Source organism: Roseomonas sp. USHLN139 (genome assembly GCF_037145735.1).
GTDB lineage: Bacteria > Pseudomonadota > Alphaproteobacteria > Acetobacterales > Acetobacteraceae > Pseudoroseomonas.
Genome location: NZ_JBBCWY010000001.1, coordinates 548251 through 570979 on the forward strand (window position 1 = coordinate 548251; position 22729 = coordinate 570979).

Annotated in this window: 16 protein-coding genes; 9 read left to right on the forward strand and 7 right to left on the reverse strand. The window is 72.9% G+C overall.

Translation table 11 applies throughout. The features are described 5' to 3' along the window. Positions 1–57 precede the first annotated feature (57 nt). From WFI16_RS02530 to WFI16_RS02540, 3 genes are all read left to right on the forward strand, one after another. Positions 58–204 (forward strand): hypothetical protein, encoded by a 147-nt coding sequence (locus tag WFI16_RS02530; RefSeq protein WP_419896218.1) that lies wholly within the window; start codon positions 58–60, stop codon positions 202–204. A gap of 14 nt (positions 205–218) precedes the next feature. Further along, positions 219–1106 carry a site-specific tyrosine recombinase XerD gene (locus WFI16_RS02535; protein ID WP_419896219.1) on the forward strand — a complete coding sequence of 296 codons (888 nt, stop codon included), beginning with the start codon at positions 219–221 and terminating at the stop codon, positions 1104–1106. Between the two features lie 84 nt (positions 1107–1190). Further along, positions 1191–2147 (forward strand): acetyl-CoA carboxylase carboxyltransferase subunit alpha, encoded by a 957-nt coding sequence (locus tag WFI16_RS02540; protein WP_419896220.1) that lies wholly within the window; start codon positions 1191–1193, stop codon positions 2145–2147. Positions 2148–2192: 45 nt separating this feature from the next. Here the strand turns inward: WFI16_RS02540 and WFI16_RS02545 are convergent, their stop codons facing one another. The 3 genes from WFI16_RS02545 to WFI16_RS02555 all read right to left on the reverse strand — a co-directional run bounded on the left by WFI16_RS02545 (position 2193) and on the right by WFI16_RS02555 (position 5727). After that, entirely contained in the window at positions 2193–3221 is a 1029-nt protein-coding gene (locus WFI16_RS02545; RefSeq protein WP_419896221.1) for a sensor histidine kinase, read from the reverse strand. 127 nt (positions 3222–3348) lie between these two features. Next, positions 3349–4587: a bifunctional glutamate N-acetyltransferase/amino-acid acetyltransferase ArgJ gene (gene argJ, locus WFI16_RS02550; protein WP_419896222.1), complete on the reverse strand. Its 1239-nt coding sequence runs from the start codon at positions 4585–4587 to the stop codon at positions 3349–3351. 135 nt (positions 4588–4722) lie between these two features. Further along, the gene (locus WFI16_RS02555) at positions 4723–5727 is read right to left on the reverse strand and encodes a peptidylprolyl isomerase (RefSeq protein WP_419896223.1); all 1005 of its coding nucleotides are present in this window, start codon (positions 5725–5727) and stop codon (positions 4723–4725) included. Between the two features lie 386 nt (positions 5728–6113). On the opposite strand from WFI16_RS02555, the gene secA reads away from it, so the two are divergent. Further along, complete coding sequence (gene secA / locus WFI16_RS02560) at positions 6114–8849, forward strand: preprotein translocase subunit SecA (RefSeq protein WP_419896224.1); 2736 nt, start codon at positions 6114–6116, stop codon at positions 8847–8849. A gap of 266 nt (positions 8850–9115) precedes the next feature. Here secA and WFI16_RS02565 read toward each other — a convergent pair whose 3' ends face one another. Then, on the reverse strand, positions 9116–10312 hold the full coding sequence (locus WFI16_RS02565; RefSeq protein ID WP_419896225.1) for an N-acetylmuramoyl-L-alanine amidase: 1197 nt from the start codon (positions 10310–10312) through the stop codon (positions 9116–9118). Positions 10313–11118: 806 nt separating this feature from the next. Between WFI16_RS02565 and WFI16_RS02570 the strand changes: the two genes are divergently transcribed. The 3 genes from WFI16_RS02570 (at position 11119) to WFI16_RS02580 (ending at position 16411) form a co-directional block, all read left to right on the forward strand. Continuing rightward, complete coding sequence (locus WFI16_RS02570) at positions 11119–14463, forward strand: Rne/Rng family ribonuclease (RefSeq protein ID WP_419896226.1); 3345 nt, start codon at positions 11119–11121, stop codon at positions 14461–14463. Positions 14464–14545: 82 nt separating this feature from the next. After that, entirely contained in the window at positions 14546–15559 is a 1014-nt protein-coding gene (locus WFI16_RS02575; RefSeq protein ID WP_419896227.1) for a bifunctional GNAT family N-acetyltransferase/(deoxy)nucleoside triphosphate pyrophosphohydrolase, read from the forward strand. 87 nt (positions 15560–15646) lie between these two features. Beyond that, a complete protein-coding gene (locus WFI16_RS02580) occupies positions 15647–16411 on the forward strand; it encodes a competence/damage-inducible protein A (RefSeq protein ID WP_419896228.1) in 765 nt (254 codons plus the stop codon). A 268-nt stretch (positions 16412–16679) separates the two neighbouring features. On the opposite strand, the gene WFI16_RS02585 is transcribed toward WFI16_RS02580, so the two are convergent. The 3 genes from WFI16_RS02585 to WFI16_RS02595 all read right to left on the reverse strand — a co-directional run bounded on the left by WFI16_RS02585 (position 16680) and on the right by WFI16_RS02595 (position 19654). Next, positions 16680–17771: an Ldh family oxidoreductase gene (locus WFI16_RS02585; RefSeq protein ID WP_419896229.1), complete on the reverse strand. Its 1092-nt coding sequence runs from the start codon at positions 17769–17771 to the stop codon at positions 16680–16682. Positions 17772–17786: 15 nt separating this feature from the next. Continuing rightward, the gene (locus WFI16_RS02590; RefSeq protein ID WP_419896230.1) at positions 17787–18740 is read right to left on the reverse strand and encodes a succinylglutamate desuccinylase/aspartoacylase family protein; all 954 of its coding nucleotides are present in this window, start codon (positions 18738–18740) and stop codon (positions 17787–17789) included. 134 nt (positions 18741–18874) lie between these two features. Next, positions 18875–19654 carry a DsbA family protein gene (locus WFI16_RS02595; RefSeq protein WP_419897137.1) on the reverse strand — a complete coding sequence of 260 codons (780 nt, stop codon included), beginning with the start codon at positions 19652–19654 and terminating at the stop codon, positions 18875–18877. Positions 19655–19921: 267 nt separating this feature from the next. Between WFI16_RS02595 and WFI16_RS02600 the strand changes: the two genes are divergently transcribed. Together WFI16_RS02600 and WFI16_RS02605 are read left to right on the forward strand one after the other, a co-directional pair. After that, positions 19922–21412 carry a gamma-glutamyltransferase gene (locus WFI16_RS02600; protein WP_419896231.1) on the forward strand — a complete coding sequence of 497 codons (1491 nt, stop codon included), beginning with the start codon at positions 19922–19924 and terminating at the stop codon, positions 21410–21412. Between the two features lie 55 nt (positions 21413–21467). Next, positions 21468–22586 (forward strand): pyridoxal phosphate-dependent aminotransferase, encoded by a 1119-nt coding sequence (locus WFI16_RS02605; RefSeq protein WP_419897138.1) that lies wholly within the window; start codon positions 21468–21470, stop codon positions 22584–22586. Positions 22587–22729: the final 143 nt, after the last annotated feature.

Consider the following 22729-nt stretch of genomic DNA (forward strand, 5'->3'; position numbering starts at 1 on the left):
GACACAAGGGCGGAAGGTAGCACAAGATTCCACGCGCGCAGGATACCCCCGGGCACCATGTTTCGCCGTCCTTTGCTCCTCCTCGTCTCCGTTCTGGTCCTGGCGGCGCTCGCCGGCCTGCTGGTGCTGGGCGCCTTCCCGCCGCCGGTGAACCAGCAGGCGGTGGAGCGCACCCTGCCGAACGAGCGCTTCGGCACCCGCTGAGCCACGGCGGCGCCATGGACCGCCACCTCGAGGCCTTCCTGGAAATGCTGGCGGCCGAGCGTGGCGCCGCGCGCAACACGCTCGCCGCCTACCAGGCCGACCTCGAGGATTTTCTGTCGTTCGCCCGCCGCAAAGGCGGTGACCTGCTGGGCGCGCAGCCGGAGCTGCTGCGCGCCTATCTGGCCGGGCTGACCGATAGCGGGCTGTCGCCGCGCACCGCGGCGCGCCGGCTCTCGGCGCTGCGGCAGTTCTACCGCTTCCTGGCCGGCGAGGGGGTGCGCGCCGACGACCCGACCGAGCTGCTCGACCGGCCGCGCCAGCCGCGCTCGCTGCCCAAGGCGCTGCGCGCGGCCGAGGTCACGGCGCTGCTGGAGGCCGCCGGCACCCTGCCGGGCAAGCGCGGGCCGCTGGCGGTGGCGCTGCTCGAGCTGCTCTACTGCTCGGGGCTGCGCGCCTCGGAGCTGGTCGGCCTGCCGCGCCAGGCGCTGGCGGTGGACCAGCCGCTGATCCTGGTGCGCGGCAAGGGCAACAAGGAGCGGCTGGTGCCGATCTCCGGCCGGGCGCGGCGGGCGGCGCTGGCCCTGCAGGAGGCGAAGAAGCCCTCCAAATGGCTGTTCCCCTCGCATGGCGCCTCGGGGCACCTGACGCGGCAGAGCCTGCTGCTGGTGGTCAAGCAGGCGGCACTGGCGGCCGGGCTCGACCCGGCGCGGGTCAGCCCGCATGTGCTGCGCCATTCCTTCGCCAGCCACCTGCTGGAGGGCGGCGCCGACCTGCGCGCCCTGCAGATGCTGCTGGGCCATGCCGACATCGCCACCACCCAGATCTACACCCGGGTGCTGGAGGAACGGCTGAAGGCCCTGGTGGAGACCCACCATCCCCTGGCGGAAGTGGCCGAATCATAAGGCTCTGGTCTTGCCGGGCGGTCTGCGCTAGGGCAGCCCGGTTCCGCCGCCTCTTGTTGCGGTGCATGCACAGACGGGATCGCGATGCGTCACTTCCTGGACTTCGAGAAGCCGCTTGCCGAGCTTGAGGGCAAGATCGAGGAGCTGCGCCGCACCACCGATGCCGGCGGGATCGACGTGGCCGAGGAAGTCGGCCGCCTGTCGGACAAGGCGGAGAAGCTGCTGCAGGCAACCTATGCCAAGCTGACGCCCTGGCAGAAGACGCTGGTGGCCCGCCATCCCGACCGGCCGAAATGCCTGACCTATGTCGAGGCGCTGATCGAGGGCTTCGTGCCGCTGGCTGGCGACCGCGCCTTCGCCGACGACGCCGCGGTGATCGGCGGCATGGGGCGCTTCCGCGGCCGCGCCGTGATGGTGCTGGGCACCGAGAAGGGCACCGACACCGACAGCCGGGTGAAGCACAATTTCGGCATGGCCCGCCCCGAGGGCTACCGCAAGGCGCGACGGCTGATCGAGCTGGCCGGCCGCTTCGGCCTGCCGATCCTGTCCTTCGTCGACACCGCCGGCGCCTTCCCCGGCATCGAGGCCGAGGCGCGCGGCCAGGCCGAGGCCATCGCCCGCTCGATCGAGGCCTGCCTGGACGCTCCCGTCCCGGTGGTCGCGACCATCATCGGCGAGGGCGGCTCGGGCGGCGCCATCGCCCTGGCCGCCGCCGACCGCGTGCTGATGCTGGAGCATTCGATCTATTCGGTGATCAGCCCCGAGGGCTGCGCCTCGATCCTGTGGCGCGACGCGGCGCAGGCCAGCACCGCGGCCGATGCGCTGAAGCTGACGGCGCAGGACCTCTCGCGCCTGGCGTTGATCGACGCGGTGGTGGCCGAGCCGCTGGGCGGCGCGCATCGCGACGCGGCCGCGGCGATCGCCGCCGTCGGTGACAAGGTGGCGGAATGCCTGGAGCCGCTGCTGGCGCTCGATGGCGGCACGTTGCGCGCCCGCCGCCGCGACAAGTTCCTGGAAATGGGCCGCCACGGCGTGGCCTGAGGCGGTGTGGCCTGAGGGCAGCGTGGCCTGACGGGGGCCGCCGCCTCACTGCACCGGCAGGAGCAGGTCGCAGGCGGTGCCCTCCGGCGTCTGGCGGATCTCGAAGCTGGCTTCGAGCTGCGCGGCCAGCGTCTTGACGATCCGCAGGCCCAGGCTCTGCGTGGTCTCCAGGTCGAAGCCTGGCGGCAGGCCGGCGCCGTCATCCAGCACGGTGAGCTGGATCCTGTCCGGCGCCAGCTGGCGCAGGCTGATGGCAATCTTACCCTCTCCGCGATGCGCGAAGCCATGCTCCAGCGCGTTGGACACTAGCTCCATCAGGATCAGCGCCATCGGCACCGTCTGCTCCGGCGGCAGCAGCAGGCTGTCGGCCTGCAGCGTCACCTTGACGCCGGTGGCGCCGGCGGCGTGCAGCACGTCGTCGCACAGCTGGCCGAGGAAGGTGCCGAGCTGCACGCGCTGCCCCGAGGGGTCCTGCAGCCGGCGGTGGATGCGGCCGATCAGCTCCAGCCGGGTGGCGGCCTGGTCGATGATGCGGCGGGCCTGCTCGTCGCGCACGGCGCCGCGCTGCAGCGACATCAGCGCGCCGATCACCTGCAGGTTGTTGGAGACGCGGTGCTGCAGCTCCTGGAACATCACCTCGCGGCTTTCCGCCAGCTGCTGGCTCAGCTCCCGCTCGCGGGACTGGCGGGCACCCTCGGCGCGCAGGCGCAGCAGCGCCTCCTGCATCAGGTGGATCAGCAGCACGTCGACGCTGACGATGACGGCGTAGAAGCCCAGCGCCACCAGCGTGCTGTCGTCGACGCCGAAGCTGTAGAGCGGGGTGATGAAGAAGTACCAGGCGGCGATGCCGGAGGTGATGGCGGCGGCCACGCCCGGCCACAGGCCGGCGATGAAGGTGGTGATGATCACCGCCGGGAAGAAGGTGAGGAAGGGAAAGCCCGGCGGCAGCAGCGGCCCGATCTTCAGCCGGACCAGCAGCGCCACCAGGAAGGTCACGACCGTGAAGCCCCAGCGGAACAGGGCCGAGCGCGGGCGGATGCCAAATTCCAGCAGCTGGCGCAGGCGGTTCAGCATTGGCGGGTCCGGGGGCGCGGGGGAGAGGGCGGGTAGCCGCGGCGCAGGGCCCGTGGCGCCCGGCGGGCGGACGGGTCCTGGCACTTCCGCCCGCGCCGGCCGCCAGGGCGGCGGGGCGGGCGGGCGATCAGCTCCGGTAGGAGCCGTTGATGTCGATGTAGCCGTGCGTCAGGTCGCAGGTCCAGGCGGTGGCCTTGCCTTTGCCCAGGCCGATATCGACGGCGATCTCGATCTCGCGGCCCTTCATGTGCGCGACCACCGGGGCCTCGTCATAGCCGGGCACCACGCCGCCTTCCTTCGCCATCCAGGTGCCGCCGACGGCCACCGAGAGCAGGTCGCGGTCGGCCGGCTCGCCGGCCTTGCCGACGGCCATGACGATGCGGCCCCAATTGGCGTCCTCGCCGGCGATGGCGGTCTTCACCAGCGGCGAATTGGCGATCGCCATGGCGATCTTCTGCGCCGAGCGGCCGGTGGTGGCGCCGGTGACGTCGATGCGGATCAGCTTCTGCGCGCCCTCGCCATCGCGGACGACCTGCAGCGCCAGGTCCAGCAGCAGCTCGTTCAGCGCGCGGGCGAAGTCCTTCAGCATGGCGCCGCCCTCGGCGGGGACGCGCGGATGCTTCACCTGGCCGGTGGCGAAGACCAGCACCGTGTCGCTGGTCGAGGTGTCGGAATCCACCGTGGTGCGGTTGAAGCTGGCATCCGTGCCCTTCTTCAGCATCGCCTGCAGGGCGGCGGCCGGGATCTTGGCGTCGGTGGCGATGAAGCAGAGCATGGTCGCCATGTCGGGCGCGACCATCCCCGAGCCCTTGGCGATGCCGGCGATGGTGACCTCGGCCTCGCCGATCTTCGCCTTGCGGACGCAGCCCTTGGGGAAGGTGTCGGTGGTCATGATGCCGCGGGCGGCGCCGTCCCAGGCGTCTTCCGAGAGCTGGCCGTGCAGCGCCGGCAGGGCGGCGGTCAGCTTGGCATGCGGCAGGGTCTCGCCGATCACGCCGGTCGAGGCCAGGAAGACTTCCTTCGGCTTGCAGCCGAGCAGCGCCGCGGCGGCATCGGCGGTGGCCTGGACGGCCTCGCGGCCGGGCTTGCCGGTGAAGACGTTGGCGTTGCCGGCATTGACCACCAGGCCGCGTGCCTTGCCGCTCTTCAGCGCCGTCCGGCACCAGTCCACCGGGGCGCCCGGGCACTTGTTGCGGGTGAAGACGCCGGCGACCGTGGTGCCGGGCGCGAATTCCATGAAGGTGAGGTCGTTGCGGCCCTTGTAGCGGATCCCCGCCGCCGCGACGCCCAGCCTGACGCCGGCGATCGGCGGCATCGCGGGCATCGGCACCGCGAGGGGAGAGACGGGGAGATCCTTGCCGGCCATGGGGCGGTCCTTGTGTCGGTCGCGCAAGGGCGGCGGGGTGCCGCCCGGAACCCCGGAACAGGGGTCCTGGCCTTCTAAAGCAGAACGGCCGCGGGCGAAAACCCGCGGCCGTCCGTTTTCAGACTGTGTCCCGGTTCAGCGCCGGGCGGGGGGCGTCGCCGCCGGCGGCGAGGCGCCGTCCATCAGCGAGGGGGCGGCGGGCGTCGCGGCGCGCGGCGTGCCGTCCATGTTGAAGCGCTCGACCTTGGCGGCGGCCTGGATGCGCTCGACGGCGGCGTTCACCGCCTCCTCGAAGGCGGCCTGGCGCAGGCTCTCCAGGCTTTCCTGGAAAGTCGGCGCCGGGGCGGTGCGGCGCTCCTCCACCTTGATGATGTGCCAGCCGAAGGCGGTCTTCACCGGCTCGGCCGAGATCTCGCCGGGCTTCAGCGCGAAGGCCGCCTCGGCGAATTCAGGGACCATGTCGCCCTTCTTGAAGAAGCCCAGATCGCCGCCCTGCTCGGTGCCGGGGCCGGTCGAGAGGCGGCGGGCGAGGGCCGCGAAATCGGCGCCGGGCTTGCGCGCCTCGGCGAGCGCCGCGCGGGCATCGGCCTCGCTCGAGGTCAGGATGTGGCGCGCATGCACCTCCTCCTCGCCCGGCTTGCCGGCGATTTCCTTCTCGTAGCGGGCGCGCAGCGCCGCCTCGGTCAGGGCCGGGGCGATCTCGCGGCGCAGCAGGGCCTGCTGCAGCTGCTCGTCCTCGGCGCGGCGGATGGCGGCGCGCACCGCCTCGTCCTTGTCCAGGCCCTGGGCGCGGGCGGCGCTGACCAGCGCGCGCTGGGCGATCAGCTGGTCCAGCACCAGCGGGAAGAGCATCGGCATCGGCGCGGCGCGCAGCTCGGCCGGCAGCTCGGCCAGCGCCGCCTGCACGTCGGACAGCCGCAGCTCCTGCCCGTCGACCCGGGCCACCACCGGGTTGCCGGCCGGGACCGCGGCCTGGCCCGGCGCGGTGCCCGGGGCGGCGGCGGCCGGCGGCTGGGCCGGGGCGGCGGGGCTGGCCGGCGCCGGGCCTGGCGTCCCTGGAGCGGGCGTCCCGGGGGTTTGCGCCACCACAGCGACCGAGGCCAGCAGCAGGACGGAGAGGGAGGGGAGGAAAAAACGCATTCGGGGCATTTGCCTTCGCGGCTGGACGCTTCAAGGGCGGAAGCGCGCCAAAATGGCCGAAGCGGCGGGGTTCCACAATCGCGCGCCCCGTAACAGCTTCGCCGGACCGTTGCGGCCTGTAACCGGTCCCGTATCGGCCGGTCCGTTGTCTTTCGTGCAGCGCCAGCGCCGCCTTTCCAGGCTGTCATCCCGGCTTTCGTTGACCCGGTGCCGGGTGGCGCCTATCTGTTCCGACCAAAGCAGCCTGTTGCCCGCCCCCGGCGGGTCCGGAGGCCTTGCCCCCCTGCCGGATGGCCCGGCGGGCGGGGCCTCTCCGGCACAGCCCCGCACCGCCCGGTCCGGGATGCGGGGAAGTGCAAGCGGCCCTCGGAGAGTTTCGACACAGCATGTTCGCCCGCCTCGCCCGCGCCATCTTCGGCACCTCGAACGACCGCGTGCTGAAGCAGTTCAGCGCCCGGCTGCCCGCCATCGCGGCCCTGGAGCCGCAGATCTCGGCGCTGTCGGATGCCGATCTCCAGGCCCAGACGCCCAAGCTGCGGGCCCGGCTGGAGGCCGGCGAAAGCCTCGACGCCATCCTGCCGGAAGCCTTCGCCACGGTGCGCGAGGCCTCGAAGCGCACCCTCGGCATGCGGCATTTCGACGTGCAGCTGATCGGCGGCATGGTGCTGCATTCCGGCCGCATCGCCGAGATGAAGACCGGCGAGGGCAAGACCCTGGTCGCGACGCTGCCGGTCTACCTGAACGCCCTGGCCGGCAAGGGCGTGCATGTCGTCACGGTGAACGACTACCTGGCCAGCCGCGACAGCGCCCAGATGGGCCGGCTCTACGGCTTCCTCGGCCTCACCTGCGGCGTCATCGTGCACGGGCTGACCGATATCGAGCGGCGCGACGCCTATGCCTGCGACATCACCTACGGCACCAACAACGAGTTCGGCTTCGACTACCTGCGCGACAACATGAAGTACCGGCTGGACGAGATGGTCCAGCGCGACTTCAACTACGCCATCGTCGACGAGGTCGACAGCATCCTGGTGGACGAGGCGCGCACGCCCCTCATCATCTCGGGCCCGGCCGAGGATTCCTCCGACCTCTACCGCGCGGTCGACGCCGTCGTCCGCGAGATGGTGAAGGACAAGGAGACCTTCGAGAAGGACGAGAAGCTGCGCACCGCGGCGCTGACCGAGGGCGGCTCCGAGAAGGTCGAGCAGATGCTGCGCGACGCCGGGCTGCTGACCGAGGGCGAGCTCTACGACTTCCACAACGTCACCCTGGTGCATCACGTCAACCAGAGCCTGCGCGCCCATGTCCTCTTCGCGCGCGACGTCGACTACATCGTCAACCGCGAGGGCAAGCTCGTCATCATCGACGAGTTCACCGGCCGCATGATGGAAGGCCGCCGCTACTCGGAAGGCCTGCACCAGGCGCTGGAGGCCAAGGAAGGCGTCGAGGTCCAGCCCGAGAACCAGACGCTCGCCTCGATCACCTTCCAGAACTATTTTCGCCTCTATCCGAAGCTGTCCGGCATGACCGGCACGGCGTCCACCGAGGCCGACGAATTCGCCGAGATCTACAAGCTGGAAGTGGTCGAGATCCCGACCAACGTGCCGGTCTCGCGTATCGACAGCGACGACGAGGTCTATCGCTCGGCGGCCGAGAAATACGCCGCCGTCGCCACCCTGGTGAAGGAGGCGCAGGCGCGCCATCAGCCGGTCCTGGTCGGCACCACCAGCATCGAGAAGTCGGAGCTGATCTCCGAGCTGCTGAAGGCGCAGGGCGTGCCGCACCAGGTGCTGAACGCCCGCTACCACGAGCAGGAGGCCGGCATCATCGCCCAGGCCGGCCGGCCCGGGGCGGTCACGATCGCGACCAACATGGCCGGCCGCGGCACCGACATCAAGCTCGGCGGCAATGCCGAGATGCTGGCCGAGCAGGGCTTCCCCGAGCCGCATGAAGGCCCCGATTTCGAGGCGCACCTGGCCGATGTCCGCGCCCAGGTGAAGGCCGACGAGGCCATCGTCAAGCAGGCCGGCGGCCTCTTCGTCATCGGCACCGAGCGGCATGAATCGCGCCGCATCGACAACCAGCTGCGCGGCCGCTCCGGCCGTCAGGGCGATCCGGGCGCCAGCCGCTTCTTCCTGTCGCTGGAAGACGATTTGATGCGCATCTTCGGCTCCGAGCGGATGGGCGGGATGCTGCAGAAGCTGGGCCTGAAGGACGGCGAGGCGATCATCCATCCGTGGATCAACCGCGCGCTGGAGAAGGCCCAGAAGAAGGTCGAGGCGCGCAACTTCGACACCCGCAAGAACCTGCTCAAGTACGACGACGTCATGAACGACCAGCGCAAGGAGGTCTATGCCCAGCGCAAGACCTTCATGCAGGCCGCCGACGTCTCCGAGACCATCGAGGAGATGCGCCGCGAGACGGTGGCCGACATGGTCGCCCGCGCCATCCCCGAGAACGCCTATGCCGAGAACTGGGACCTGGTGGGCCTGCAGAACAAGGTGCTGACCGAGTTCGGCCTGGACCTGCCGATCGAGGCCTGGGGCAAGGAGGAGGGCATCGACGAGGTGCAGGTGCGCGAGCGCCTGGAAGCCGCCGTCGACCAGGCCGCCGCCGCCCGCGCTGCCAATATCGGCCCCGACCTGATGCGGATGGTCGAGAAGTCGCTGCTGCTGCAGGTCTTCGACGCGGTGTGGAAGGAGCACCTGCTCGCCCTCGACCACCTGCGCCAGGGCATCGGGCTCCGCGCCTATGGCCAGCGCGACCCGCTGAACGAGTACAAGTCGGAAGCCTTCGCCCTGTTCAACACCATGCTGCAGGATCTGCGGGAGCGCGTGACCTCCCTGCTGCTGCGCGTGGAGCTGAGCCCGAACGCGCCGCCGCCCTCGCCCGAGCCGGTGATGGTGACCGACATGCGCCACCCGGAGCCCGACGGCTTCGGCGGCCCGGCGGCCGGCTGGGACCACGCCCCGGCCGAGGCCGGCTTCGCCCCCGCCCTGCCGCGCGAGGTCGAGGGCGTCGATCCGCAGGACCCCGCCACCTGGCACCGCACCCCGCGCAACGCCGCCTGCCCCTGCGGCTCGGGGAAGAAGTACAAGCATTGCCATGGGCGGAACGGGTAAGCAGAGAAGGTCTTGAAGGCTGGGGGAATGAATTCCCCCTTTCTTTCAGACTGCCGTGTCCACGTGGCGACAGTACGTGAAACGGCCCGGCGACAGCGCGACCTTTGAGGTCGCGCTGTTTTCATATTCGGCGTCCGCCGCGATGCCCTGGTGTTGCCTGTGGTGCGGCGCCGGTCCTGCCACGGCCGATGAACAGAAAGAAGAAGGGGTCCAGGGGAATTCATTCCCCTGGCCTGCCATTCCCCTGGCCTGCCTCTGTCTTCTCTTCAACCGCTGTTCGCGATCCCCGCATGATGCTGTTCCAGCCAGCCATGGACGGCGCCTGTCAGGGCGCGCGCCACCTGGGCGCGGTAGGGGGCGCGGTTCAGGGCGGCCTCGTCGCGGCGGTCGCTGAGGAAGCCCATCTCGACCAGCACGCTGGGCACGTCGGGCGCCTTCAGCACCGCGAAGGAGGCCTGGCGGTGGGTGTTGGGCAGCAGGGTGATGCTCTGGCCCAGGTTGGACACCACGAAGCGCGCCATGCGGGCCGAGCCCACCTTGGTCTCCTGGCGGACCAGCGAATAGAGGATGCGCTGCACCTCGGGCGAGACGTCGGGGATGCGCAGGCCGCCGGCGGCATCCGCCCGGTTCTGGCTCTGCGCCAGCCGGGCCGAGAGCGCGTCGGAGGCGCGGTCGGCCAGGGTATAGACGCTGGCGCCGCGGGCGCCGGGGGCGCTGTCGGCGTGCAGCGACATGAACAGCGTGGCCTCGCGGCGGCGGGCGATGTCGACCCGGCCATCCAGCGGGATGAAGACGTCGCGCGAGCGGGTCAGCACGACGCGGCAGCGGCCGGCGGCTTCCAGCTGCTTCTTCAGCTCCAGCGCCGCGGCCAGGGTGATGCGTTTCTCATGCGTTCCGCCGACGCCGATGGTGCCGGGGTCCTTGCCGCCATGGCCGGGGTCGATGACGATCACGGGCAGGCTGCGGGCCGGCGCGCGGGCGGTGGCGGTGGCGCCCATCCGCCCCTGGGCGATGCGGCCCTGCGCCAGGCGGGCGAAGCCGGGGGCGGTGCCGGGGCCGAGCTCGACCACCAGCCGGCCATCGACGGTGGCGGCGTTGCGGATGGAGACCGGGCCGGACAGGTCGATCAGCAGGCGGCGGTTGGGCGCGTCCCAGCGGGCGCCGCGGGCCGGGCCGAGGCCGGGCAGGCGGGCCGGGCCGCGCCAGGTCACGCCGGGCAGGCTGACGATCAGCCGCATCGGCCGCTGCGTCGCGGAGAGGCGCCAGCTGGTGGCGCTGTCGGCTTCCAGGATCAGCCGGGTGCCGTCGGCGCTGCGCTCGAGCCGGGCGCCGGTGACGGCGGCCAGGGCCTCGCCGGGCAGGATCAGGGCCGGCAGGCCCAGGCCGATCAGGCCGAGGCCGGCGCGCAGCAGGCCGCGGCGGCCGGATGCCATGCCGTCGGCGTCGTCGGGCTGGTCAGGCATGATGGCTCTCCCCCTTCAGGCCAGGGGCGCTGCCGGCGGGCTTCCCCCTCCCGCTGGTGCGCCGGGGCAGGGACCGGCCGGCGCGGCGGGCGCGGCGATCGCCGGGCGGCTTGTGGAAAAAACCACCGCCACCGGGCCGGCCCCAAGGGACCGCAGGCTCCTGAGCGCAGCATCTATCACGCCAGAGCTTGGTGATCACGGCATTACTTCATGTAACATCTGAACGTTGCAATGCCTTGTGGAAGGGGAGGGTGGCGCCTATGGTGCCTTGCCCCGGCGGCTGGTGCTGTCCGGTGGAGGTTCCGGGCGCGGCCGTCCGGCCCGATTCTGCCCTTCGCCGCAGCATGGCGGGGCCTGACAGCGCGGTTTTCCGCGCCGCGGGACCCGGCTTTTGCAGGGAGGGGAGGGATCCGGCGCGGCCCATGGTTCCTGGCAAGGGTGGCCCGTCGAGGATGGGCCGGACCCGGCTTCGCCAGGTGCTGCATCCCGCTCCGCCGGTGCTGGCATGAAGGCGCGGAAGGATGGCGTGGCCCGAGGGCCAGCCGCCTGGCCGCGCGGCCGCTGGCCCGTTCCATGCCCGATGGGCGCCGTGTGGCGCCCGGGCATGCCCCGGGGCTCGCGCGCGGCGCGCTCAACAAGGGTCCCCCCTTTTCCGGGGCGCGGCCCGCCGAGACGAGAGGTCGGAACCAGAGCCGCATGGCCAGCTTGCCGCCCTGCCGCCTGTGCGACCCCGCTGCCTCGGGCCTGCCCACCCATTGCCGCCGCCGGCTGCGCGACCGCGCCGGCGGCCTGGAGCATCCCGGTTCATGACCAAGCGCATGCTGATCGATGCATCCCACGCCGAAGAGACTCGCGTGGTGGTGCTGGACGGCAACCGGCTCGAAGAATTCGATATCGAGACCGAGCACAAGCGCCCTCTCAAGGGCAATATCTACCTGGCCAAGGTGGTTCGCGTCGAACCCAGCCTGCAGGCCGCCTTCGTGGAATATGGCGGCAACCGCCACGGCTTCCTGGCCTTCGGCGAGATCCATCCCGACTATTACCAGCTGCCGGTCGCCGACCGTGAGCGGCTGAACGCCCTGCAGGCGGCCGAGGCCGCCGAGGAAGAGGACGAGGACGGCGAGGAGGTCTCCGAGGCCGAGGCCGACGCCATGGTCGCCGCCATCGAGAAGATGGCCGATGCGGACCAGGCGGAAGCCGCCGCGGCCCCGAAGGGTGAGGCCCCGGCTGGTGAGGCTCCCTCTGGCGAGCCGGAGGACGGTGCCGACGGCGCCACCCCGCGCGCCCAGCCGATGGCCGCCGAGGAGAGCCGCCAGGCCGCCCCGGCCGAGGCGCTGCTGGCCGGCGACGGCGCGGCCGGCCTCGAGGATGGCGAGATCACCGGCGAGGCCGGGTCCGAGACCGACGAGCCGGAGGAGGCCGAGGGCCGCGCCCCGCGCCAGAAGCCCGAGACCTTCAACGGCCGTGGCAGCAAGGGTGGCGAGGACGAGGAAGGCGGCCGCGAGGAGCGCCGCATCACCCCGCGCTTCCTGCGCCACTACAAGATCCAGGAAGTGATCCGCCGCCGGCAGATCATGCTGGTCCAGGTCGTCAAGGAGGAGCGCGGCAACAAGGGCGCGGCGCTGACCACCTATATCAGCCTGGCCGGCCGCTTCTCCGTGCTGATGCCGAACAGCCCGCGCGGCGGCGGCATCTCGCGCAAGATCACCTCGGTCGCCGACCGCAAGCGCCTGCGCGAGGTGATCGACGACCTGAACATGCCGCGCGGCATGAGCATCATCGTCCGCACCGCCGGCGCCGGCCAGCCGAAGCCCGAGATCCGGCGTGACGGCGAATACCTGCTGCGCCTGTGGGACGACATCCGCGAGCGGACGCTGCAGTCCACCGCGCCGGCGCTGATCTACGAGGAAGCCGACCTCATCAAGCGCTCGATCCGCGACGTCTTCGGCCGTGACATCGAGGAGATCCAGGTCGAGGGCGAGGACGCCTTCCGCCAGGCGCGCGACTTCATGCGCATGCTGATGCCGCAGAACGAGCGCAAGATCCGGCTCTACCGCGACCAGAACGTCTCGCTCTTCGCCCGGCACGGGGTGGATGCGCAGCTCGACGCCATGATGTCGCCGACGGTGCAGCTGAAGTCAGGCGGCTATATCGTCATCAACCAGACCGAGGCGCTGGTCGCCGTCGACGTGAACTCGGGCCGCTCGACGCGCGACCGGCACATCGAGGACACCGCGCTGCGCACCAACCTGGAGGCCGCCGACGAGGTCGCCCGCCAGGTGCGGCTGCGTGACCTGGCCGGGCTGATCGTGATCGACTTCATCGACATGGAATCGTCGCGCAACGACGCCCAGGTCGAGCGCCGCCTGAAGGAGGCGCTGAAGTTCGACCGCGCCCGCATCCAGGTCGGCCGCATCAGCCATTTCGGCCTGCTGGAGATGAGCCGCCAGCGGCTGCGCCCCAGCCTGACCGAGCATTCCTTCGTCACCTGCCCGCATTGCCAGGGCATGGGCCTGGTGCGCAGCCCGGAGAGCGCCGCGCTGCAGGTGCTGCGCCAGATCGAGGAGGAGGGCGCCAAGCGCCGCGCCGCCGAGATCCTGGTCGCGATCGCGCCGGACCTGGCGCTGCACATCCTGAACCGCCGCCGCGACCGGCTGTCGGCCATCGAGGCGCGCTACGGCATGGCCGTGGTCTTCGAGGGCGATGCCAAGCTGCACGGCTCGGCGATCCGGATCGAGCGCCTGCGCGCCCAGACCCAGGTGGAGCCGCCGACGGCGCCGGCCGCGCTGCGCATGGACTACGCGCCCGAGGCCGAGGAGATCGCCCCCGTCGCGGTCGCCGCCGTCCCCGTGGCCGCCGAGCCGCGTGCCGAGGTGGCGGGTGAGGCTGCCCGGGGCGAAGGCCGCCCCGAGCGGGCCGAGGCCGCGGGCGAGGAAGGCAATGGCAACCGCCGCCGCCGCCGCCGCCGCCGCCGTGGCGGTCGCCGCGAGGATGGCGCGCCGCTGAACGGTGCCCAGGGCGGTGCCGAGGGCGACGAGCAGGAGGCTGACGACGAGGCCGAGGCGGAGGCGCCCGAGGACGCCGCCGGCGAGGCCGCGCCGCTGGCCGCCGACACCGCCGGCGAGGCGGGCGGCGAGGCCGAGAGCGATGCCGAGCAGGACCTGCCGGCGCAGCTCGAGGCCGAGTTCCGCTCGCGCCGCCGGGGCCGCCGGGGCGGCCGTCGCCGCGACGGCGAGGCGCTGCCGCAGGATCGTCAGGACCGTCAGGACCGGCCGAGCCCCGCGCCGCGCCATGACGCGCCGGCGCCGCGCTATGCCGGCCCGACGCCCGCCGATCCCTTCGCGGGCACGCTGGACGACATCTTCGACGCCATGGCGGCGGCCGAGGAAGCGGCCCAGCGCGCCGCGGCTCCCCGCGTGCCGGCGCCGGTCGCGACGCCCGTCGCGCCGGTGGTGACGGTGGCCCCGGCCGCCGCGCCGGTGGCGGAGGTGCCGGTCGAGGCCGCGCCGGTCACGCCGGCCGTGGAGGCCGTCGTCGAGGCGGCGCCGGTGGAAGCGCCGGTGGAAGCCCTGGCGGAAGCCCCGGTGGAAACCGTGGCGGAAGCCCCGGCGGCCCCGGTCGAGGAAGCCGCGCCGGCCCCTGCCAAGCGCAGCCGCAGCCGCAAGAAGGCCGAGCCCGTCGAGGCCGTGCCGGAAGCGGTCGCCGCGCCGGTCGCGGAAGCGGTGGCCGAGCCGGCCGCCGAAGCCCCGGCCAAGCCGAAGCGCAGCCGCAAGAAGGCGGATGCCGCGGCCGTCGTGGCACCCGTGGAGGCCGCCCCCGCTGAGGCAGCCGCGACGGTTGCGGCAGCGCCGGTCGAGGCCGCCCCGGTCGAGGCGGCGCCCGCCGCCAAGGCCCCGGCCCGGCGCAGCCGCAAGAAGGCCGACGCCGCGCCGGCCGAGGCGGTGGCGGAAGCCGCTCCGGTGACCGCGGCGCCGCCCGCCGCAGCGCCTGTTGTCGAGGCGCCGGTCGTCGAGGCGCCGGCCGCCCCGGTGGCCGAACCGCCGGCGGCCGCGCCTGCGGCGGCCGAGCCGGTGGCCGCCGCCCCGGTGCAGCCGAAGCTGGTCGAGGCCGCCGCCGACGCGCCGAAGAAGCGCGGCTGGTGGAAGCGCTGATGCGTTCTCGGTCCCCGCGGCGGCGCGCGTCGCCGCCGCGGGGGCCGGCCCGCTCTCGCAACCCCCGCCTGGCTGCCCGCCCATGACCACCGAGCTGGATTTCGCCCCGCTGCGCACCGAGCGCCTGACGCTGCGCCCGCTGCGCGCCGAGGACGCCGCCGAGCTGCACCGGCTGATCAACGACTGGGAGGTCGTGCGCTGGCTGTCGCGCGTGCCCTTCCCCTATCCGCGCGAGCTGGCGGATGACTGGATCGCCTCCACCCACCGCCAGCTGGCCGAGGGCAGCGCCTGGCACCTGGCCATCGTCGGCCAGGATGGCGACACCGAGGTGCTGGTCGGCTGCGTCGGCCTGACGCGCGAGGCCGACAGCCGCCGCGCCGAGCTCGGCTACTGGGTCGGCCGCCGTTTCTGGGGCCATGGCGTCGCCGCCGAGGCCGCCGGCCGGCTGGCGCGCTGGGGCCTGGCGCATCTCGACCTGGACCGCATTTTTGCCCATGTCCTCGAAGAGAACCTTCGCTCCGGCGCCGTGCTGCAGCGGCTGGGGATGAAGGAGACCGGCCGCGCCGAGGCGCATTTCCTGGCGCGCAACGGCCGCCTGCCCGTGCTCTGCTTCGAGGGCGGGCGCGAGGACCTGACCGAATTCCCGCCCGCGGTCGAGCCGGTGGTCTCCGCCGCGGCCGCCGTGGCGGCGGATGCCAAGCCGATGCTGCTGGTCGCCGCCTGCGCCCTGGTCGATCCGGATGGCCGCGTGCTGCTGGCGCGTCGCCCGGAAGGCAAGCCGATGGCCGGCCTCTGGGAATTCCCGGGCGGCAAGCTGGAGGCCGGCGAGACGCCGGAGGACGCGCTGATCCGCGAGCTGCGCGAGGAGCTGGGCATCGACGTCTCGGCTGCCTGCCTGGCGCCCTTCACCTTCGCCAGCCACGATGCCGGACGCTTCCACCTGCTGATGCCGCTCTATCTCTGCCGCCGCTGGGAGGGCACGGTGACGGCGCGGGAAGGCCAGGCGCTGGCCTGGGTCCGCCCCAACAAGCTGTCCGACTACGCCATGCCGCCGGCCGACAAGCCGCTGGTCGCGCTGCTGCGGGATTTTCTCTAGGCCGGGACGGGCCGCCGGTCGCGGCCCCCCTTCCGCCGCGGCCCGATCGGCCTAGGATCGGCGCGACACCGACACGCGGAACGCGCCATGACCAATCCGACGGCCTGCCTGCTCATCATCGGCAACGAGGTGCTCTCGGGCCGCACCCAGGATGCCAACCTGAAGTTCCTGGCCACCCGGCTGGGCGAGATCGGCATCCCGCTGCGCGAGGTCCGCGTCATCCCCGACGTGCCCGAGACCATCATCGGCACCGTCAACGAGGTGCGGGCGAAGTTCGACCATGTCTTCACCACCGGCGGCATCGGGCCGACGCATGACGACATCACCGCCGAATGCATCGCCGCCGCCTTCGGCGTGCCCTGGGAGCCGCATCCCGAGGCCTGGGCCCGGCTCGAGCAGCACTATGCCCGGCAGACCCCGCCGGCCGAGTTCAACGCCGCCCGCCAGCGCATGGCGACCATGCCGCGCGGCGCCCGCCTGATCGACAACCCGGTCTCCATCGCGCCCGGCTTCATCATCGGCAATGTCCATGTCATGGCCGGCGTGCCGCGCATCATGCAGGCGATGTTCGAGGGCCTGGCGCCCAGCCTGCAGGGCGGCACCCCGGTGCAGTCGCGCAGCGTGCACGCCCGCGGCATGCTGGAAGGCGCCATTGCCGAGGGCCTCGGCCAGATCCAGAAGGATTTCCCGGAGCTCGACATCGGTTCCTACCCCTTCTACCGCCCGGAAGGCGGTGGCGTGGCGCTGGTCGCCAAGGGCACCGATGCCGCCCGCCTCGACGCGGCGGCGGCGGCGATCACGGCCTTCATCGCGGGGCTGGGGCATACGCCGGTGGTGGGCGAGCCTTCGTAAGGGAAGGGCTTGTCAGAGAAGCCATAGGCAGGCTGGGGGAATGAATTCCCCCCGCAAACGTATACGTTTGCGCCCATCTTTTTTCTGTTCTGTTGGCTGTTGAGAGCCCAGCCGCTTCACCAGATGCGACACCAGGGCATCATTCGGCGCATCCTTGCAGGTCGCGCCGTCGCCGGGCCGTTTCACGTCCTGTTTCCACGTGGACACGGCAGTCTGGCAGAAAAAAGAAGGGGTCCAGGGGAATTCATTCCCCTGGCCTGCCCAAAGCCTAAAGAAGAAACTCTGTCTTCGCTCTCTCGCAGATTCCCTTGATCTGCGCTGCCAGACTCCCTGGCACCGGGATGCCGAGATCCAGGCGGCGGGCGTGTTCCGCCTGTTCGGGATCACCCGGCACCAGCACGGGTTCGTCGGCCGAGGCCGGCGGCGTTGCGCGCATGATCGCGGCGAAGCTTTCGAGATCCGTGTTGAATTCGCCGGGTTCACGGAAGGCGGCCGGGTCGATGGCCAGGAAGACGTGGCCGACATTGTCGGGCTGGCCGGGCCGGGTGTCGCGCACCGGCAGGGCGCCGCCGGTCAGCGTGCCGGCCAGGATCTGCACCATCATCGCCAGGCCGTAGCCCTTGTGGCCGGCGGTCTCGGCGCGGCCGCCGAGCGGCGTCAGCCCGCCCTCGGCGCGGTGGAACAGGTACTGCATGCCCTCGGCCGCGTCGGTGACGGGGCGGCCGGCGCCATCGACCACCCAGCCTTCCGGCAGCGGCCAGCCGTTCAGGGCATAGACCTTCACCTTGTTGCCGGCGGCAGTGGTGCTGGACATGTCGAGCACGAAGGCCGGCTCGTTGCCCTGGCCGGGCGCGGCGACGGCCAGCGGGTTGGTGCCCAGCATCGGCTGCGCGCCGCGCGCCGGCACCGCCAGGATGCTGCGCGCGGTGGTCATCACCATGCCGATGGCGCCGCGGCGGGCGGCGCGGCGGGCGTAGCAGCCGGCGGCGCCGAAATGGTGCGAGTTGCGCACGCCGACCAGGCCGACGCCCTGGGCCAGCGCCTTGTCGGTGGCCAGGTCCATGCCCCAGGCGGCGACCGGATGGCCGAGCCCGGCGGCGCCGTCGAGCAGCGCGGTGCAGCCGTTCTCGCGCAGGACCCTCGGCGTGCCGTCGAGGCGCAGCACGCCCTCGGCGCGCAGCTTCTCGTACATCGGCAGCATCGACAGGCCGTGCGAATCGATGCCCATCAGGTCGCTCTCGACCATGAGGGCGGCGGTGGTGGCGCGGGGCCCGGGCGCCATGCCCCAGGCGGCGAGGATTTCCTCGATTTGACGCCGAAGGGTGGGCGCGGGACAGCGCGGCGCGTCGGTCTCGGGCATCTTCTTGTGCTTTGTTCAGTCGTCGAGGAAGCGGGCGAGGCGCACCGCGGTATGGCCGCGCATGGTCCGCGGCGAGGGCATCACCAGCAGGCAGTCGTCATGCGGCGTGCGGATCTCGGTCTCGCCGTCGAGGGCGAGCAGCGTGTTGCGCTCGGGGATGACGCTGCCGCCGCGGAAGTTCTGCACGAAGCCGAAGGAATGGGTGCCCGCGATGACGGTGCGGGTGACCTCGGCGGCGCGGGCGCGCGGATGCTCGATCGGGCCGCCCGGCAGCAGGCCGGTCTCGCGCAGCAGCGCGGTGGCGCAGGCCTCCAGCGTCGCCAGGGTGGCGGCTTCCCAGTGCTGCCCGGCCTCGACGAGGAGGGCAGTGCGCCGGCTGCCCTCGGCGGTGAAGGCGGCATGGTCGATCAGCCGGCGGCCGGTGCTGTGGCCGGTCTGGTCGGAGACCACCAGCGGCGGCACGCCGAGCTTCTGGCCGAGCTCCCGCGCCCGGCGGCTGCCGCCGGCCAGCATCAGCGGGTCGGAGGGCCAGAGCATCGAATGCAGGTCGAGCAGCACATCGATCCCGGCCAGCAGCGGCCGCAGCTCGCGGGCGCGCCTGAGCTCGGCGCTGTCGCGCGGGCCGTCCAGCACCTTGTCGCACCAGACCCGGTTCAGGTCCTCGTCGACGAAGCGGCTGAGCGTCGGGTCGGCCGGGTCGAAGCGGGCGAAGGCGGCGAGATTGGCCAGGATCAGCGTCAGCCGGCCGCGCGCCGGGCGCAGCCCCTGTTCCAGCCAGCGCGCCAGCAGCAGCCCGCCGGCGATCTCATTGCCATGGATCAGCCCGACCAGGGCGACATGCGGGCCCGGCTGATCGGATGCAAAGCTCCAGACGCCGGGCAGCAGGTTGCCGGCGGCCCAGGGGCGCAGGTCCGGCACCGGCAACTCGACCGGAAACTGCGGCAGGAAGGCGCGCGCCCCTGCTGTCACGTGTCGGCGGCGCCGCGCGCGCGATGGTTCGGCGAAGCGCCAGGCTGCGTCGGCAAGGCCGTCCCCCACTGCTGTCCCGCGGCAACTCTATACGCAGGTGCGGGATCGGCAACCGGGGGGAGGCGCGGTCCGGTTCAGCCCCCCTGGCGCGCTTCCTGCCGGGCCTGGGCGACCAGGCTCTGAAGGGTCGGCAGGTCGACGGCGCCGGGCACCAGGGTATGGCCGATGACCAGCGCCGGCGTGCCCTCGATGGCCAGCGCCCGCGCCAGGCCGAGATTGTGCTGCAGCCGCGCCAGGATCGCCGGGTCCTCCATGTCGCGCTTCACCCGCGCCCAGTCGATGCCGAGCTTCTGCGCCTCCGCCTGCAGCGCGGCTTCCGTCGGCTCGCCGCGCAGCTGCATCAGCGCGTCCTGGAAGGCGGCGTACTTGCCCTGGCGCTGCGCGGCGAGCAGGGCGCGGCTGGCGACCACGCTGGCGGGGCCCAGGATCGGCAGGTCCTTCATCACCACGCGGATCTGCGGATCGGCGCGCAGCAGGGCCTGCAGCGTCGGGTGCAGCGCCTTGCAGTAGCCGCAGCGGGCGTCGAAGAACTCGACGATGGTCAGGTTGCCCTGCGGATTGCCCTTCACCGGGTCGGCCGGGTCGGCCAGCAGCGCCTCGCGCTGGGCCAGGATGGCGCCGCGCTGCGCGGCCGAGCGGTCGCGGGTCTCCGCCTCCTGCATCGCCGCCAGCGCCTCGCGCAGGATCGAGGGGTCGCGCTTCAGCGCGTCGCGCAGCACCTCCACCACCTCGGCCCGCTGCAGCGGCGTCAGGCCCGGCGGGGATTGCCCCTGTCCCTGGGCGGCCAGCGGGGTGGCGAGGGCGGCGCAGGCGGCCAGGGCCAGGACGAGGCGGCGGGCCGCCGGAACAAGCATTATCACGCGCAGTCCATCTCCGCCTCGGGTGGGGTTTCCAGCGCCATCATCGGCCAGCCGGCGCGGCGGCGCCAGGATGCAGCCCCCCCTGCTTTGCGCACCCCCCCTGCTTTGCGCAGATGTGATCCGGCAGGCCGCCCGCCGCCGGATCGGGGCCATCGCGTGGTTGCCGCTCGCGGCGAAGGCGTCTATGGCGCGGCTTGCGGAATCGGCCGGCCTTCCCGCAGGGGTGCGACGGGCCGGCAGCAGCGGAGTATGATCGCCAGCATGAGCAGCATCGCGCGCAACCGGCCGGGCCGCCCGTCCAGCCTCGAAGCCCTTTCCCCGCGGCGCCGGCCGGGCGGGCGCCTGGCGCTCGTCGGCCTGCTGGCGCTGACCGGCTGCGGCACGGTGAACAACGTCCTCGGCAGCGTCGCCGGCGGCGGTGGCCCGGCCGAGGGCCAGCTCGGCTATGTGCAGGGCTTCCTGGGCGGCGCGGTGGCCGACGAGCCGCGCGCAGCGCTGGTCGCGCGCGACGTGCTCTCCAGCGGCGGCACCGCGGTCGATGCGGCGGTGGCGGCCGGGTTCACCCTGGCGGTGACGCTGCCGTCGCGCAGCGGCCTCGGCGGCGGCGGCGCCTGCCTGGTCTATACCCATGCCCGCAACGCCACCGAGGCGGTGCTGTTCCAGGGTGCCGCCACGACCGCCAGCGGCCCGCGCGCCGATCGCCCGGCCGCCGTGCCGATGCTGGCCCGCGGCCTGTTCGCGCTGCACACCCGCGCCGGCCGCCGCCCCTTCGAGGAGCTGGTGGTCCCCGCCGAGCAGCTGGCCCGCTTCGGCGCCTCCACCTCGCGCGCGCTGGCGCAGGACCTGGCCAGCGTCGCCGGCCCGCTGCTGGCCGATCCGGCCGCCCGCGCCGTCTTCGCGCCGGCCGGCACGCCGCTGCGCGAGGGCGAGACGCTGCTGCAGCCTGACCTGGCCACGACGCTGGCCAGCCTGCGCACCGCCGGCGTCGGCGACCTGCACCAGGGCGCGCTGGCCCGCCGGGTCGAGCAGCTCTCGGCCCAGGCCGGCGGCCCGATCCGCGTCGAGGAGCTGCGCGCCGCGCTGCCCGCCTTCGCCCCGCCGCTGCAGATGAGCGTCGGCAATGATCTGCTCTCCTTCCTGCCGCCGCCGGCCGATGGCGGCCTGGCCGCCGCCGTCGCCTTCAAGGCGCTGCAGGGCAATGCCAGCACAGAGGCCGCCGGGCAGCAGGGCCTGGCCGCCGCCATGGCCTGGCGCCAGGGTGGCCGCGACGCGGCGTCGCTGCTGGCCAGCCCGCCCGCGGGGGGCGCCGGCCTGCCGGTGCTGCCGGCCTCGGCCAGCCTGGTGACGCTGGACCGCGAGGGCAATGCGGTGACCTGCGCCTTCAGCCTGAACAACCTGTTCGGCACCGGCCGCGTGGTGCCGCAGCTGGGCTTCCTGCTGGCCGCCGCCCCGGCGCGCGGCCGGGTCGAGCCGCCGCTGCTCTCGGCGGTGCTGGCGCACAACGCCTCGCTGAAGGCCTTCCGCTATGCCGGCGCCGGCACCGGCCAGGCCGAGGCGCCGCTGGCCGCCGCGCTGCCGGCCGCCGCCCATCTGCTGGGCCGCCAGCCGGTCGCGGCCGCGGTCGCCGCGGTGCCCGAGCCGGGGCGGGCGAATGCCATCGGCTGCACCGCCTACATGCCCGGCCGACCCGACCAGTGCAGCGCCGCGGCCGATCCGCGCAGCGCCGGCCTGGCGGTGGCCGGCCAGCAGTAAGGCCGGCCCCGTGCTGAAGACCGGCCGCGGCGCCGAGGCGCCGCCCTTCCTGGTGATGGATGTCATCGCCGCGGCCAATGCGCGGGCCGCCGCCCTGCCGCCCGGCAGCCCCGCCGTGCTGCGCATGGAGGTCGGCCAGCCGGCCACCGGCGCGCCGCGCAGCGCGGTGGAGGCGGCGATGCGCGCCCTCTCGGCCGGCGAACCGATGGGCTATACGGAGGCCTTCGGCCTGCCCTCGCTGCGCGCCCGCATCGGCCGGCACTATGCCGACAAGTATGGCGCGGTGGTGCCGGCCGGGCGCGTCGCGGTCACCGTCGGCGCCTCGGGCGCCTTCCCGCTGGCCTTCCTGGCGGCCTTCGACCCGGGCGACCGGGTGGCCATGGCGGCGCCCTTCTACCCGCCCTATGCCAATATCCTGACCTCGCTCGGCATGGTGCCGCAGCTGCTGCCCTGCGACGCCTCGACCCGCTTCCAGCCGACCATCGCCATGCTGGAGGCGCTCGACCCGCGCCCCGAGGGGCTGATCGTCGCCTCGCCCTGCAACCCGGCCGGCACCATGCTGACGCCGCAGGAGCTGGAGGCGATCGCCCGCTGGTGCCATGCCAAGGGCGTGCGGCTGATCTCGGACGAGATCTATCACGGCCTGTCCTACGGCATGCCGGAGGCGACGGCGGCCAGCTACAGCGACAGCGCCATCGTGGTGAACAGCTTCTCCAAGTATTTCTCGATGACCGGCTGGCGGATCGGCTGGCTGGTGCTGCCGGAGGACCTGCTGCGCCCGGTCGAATGCCTGGCGCAGAACATGGTCATCAGCGCGCCGCACATCGCCCAGCTGACCGCCGAGGCCGCCTTCGACTGCGTCCCCGAGCTGGAGGCCAACAAGGCGCGCTATGGCCGCAACCGCGCCGCGTTGCTGGCCGGGCTGCCGGCGGCCGGCTTCAACCGGCTGGCCGAGGCGGATGGCGCCTTCTACCTCTGGGCCGATATCGGCCATCTCAGCAATGACAGCGTCGCCTTCGCCGCCCGCATGCTGGCCGAGGCCGGCATCGCCGCGACGCCGGGCGTCGATTTCGACCGCGATCGCGGCCGCCGCTTCCTGCGCTTCTCCTATTGCGGGGCGGAGGCGGCGATGGCCGAGGCGCCGGCGCGGCTCGCCGCCTGGCTGAAGCGGTAGCGCAACCAAGCGGGCCGGGCATCGTTCCCTCTGCCACAGCAGAGGAGGATGCGTCGCATGACCCCCAGCCCATCCCAGGGCCTGCCCGGCTTCCTGACCCGGCGACCCCTGTTGCGCGCCGTGCGCGAGGCCGTGGCGGCCAC

Coding starts and splice junctions, on each gene's coding strand:
- WFI16_RS02600 (WP_419896231.1), top strand. CDS start 19,922: ATGAGCAGCATCGCGCGCAACCGGCCGGGCCGCCCGTCCAGCCTCGAA.
- WFI16_RS02575 (WP_419896227.1), top strand. CDS start 14,546: ATGACCACCGAGCTGGATTTCGCCCCGCTGCGCACCGAGCGCCTGACG.
- WFI16_RS02570 (WP_419896226.1), top strand. CDS start 11,119: ATGACCAAGCGCATGCTGATCGATGCATCCCACGCCGAAGAGACTCGC.
- WFI16_RS02595 (WP_419897137.1), bottom strand. CDS start 19,654: ATGCTTGTTCCGGCGGCCCGCCGCCTCGTCCTGGCCCTGGCCGCCTGC.
- WFI16_RS02585 (WP_419896229.1), bottom strand. CDS start 17,771: ATGCCCGAGACCGACGCGCCGCGCTGTCCCGCGCCCACCCTTCGGCGT.
- WFI16_RS02555 (WP_419896223.1), bottom strand. CDS start 5,727: ATGCGTTTTTTCCTCCCCTCCCTCTCCGTCCTGCTGCTGGCCTCGGTC.
- WFI16_RS02535 (WP_419896219.1), top strand. CDS start 219: ATGGACCGCCACCTCGAGGCCTTCCTGGAAATGCTGGCGGCCGAGCGT.
- secA (WP_419896224.1), top strand. CDS start 6,114: ATGTTCGCCCGCCTCGCCCGCGCCATCTTCGGCACCTCGAACGACCGC.
- WFI16_RS02605 (WP_419897138.1), top strand. CDS start 21,468: ATGGATGTCATCGCCGCGGCCAATGCGCGGGCCGCCGCCCTGCCGCCC.
- WFI16_RS02540 (WP_419896220.1), top strand. CDS start 1,191: ATGCGTCACTTCCTGGACTTCGAGAAGCCGCTTGCCGAGCTTGAGGGC.
- WFI16_RS02530 (WP_419896218.1), top strand. CDS start 58: ATGTTTCGCCGTCCTTTGCTCCTCCTCGTCTCCGTTCTGGTCCTGGCG.
- WFI16_RS02565 (WP_419896225.1), bottom strand. CDS start 10,312: ATGCCTGACCAGCCCGACGACGCCGACGGCATGGCATCCGGCCGCCGC.
- WFI16_RS02545 (WP_419896221.1), bottom strand. CDS start 3,221: ATGCTGAACCGCCTGCGCCAGCTGCTGGAATTTGGCATCCGCCCGCGC.
- argJ (WP_419896222.1), bottom strand. CDS start 4,587: ATGGCCGGCAAGGATCTCCCCGTCTCTCCCCTCGCGGTGCCGATGCCC.
- WFI16_RS02580 (WP_419896228.1), top strand. CDS start 15,647: ATGACCAATCCGACGGCCTGCCTGCTCATCATCGGCAACGAGGTGCTC.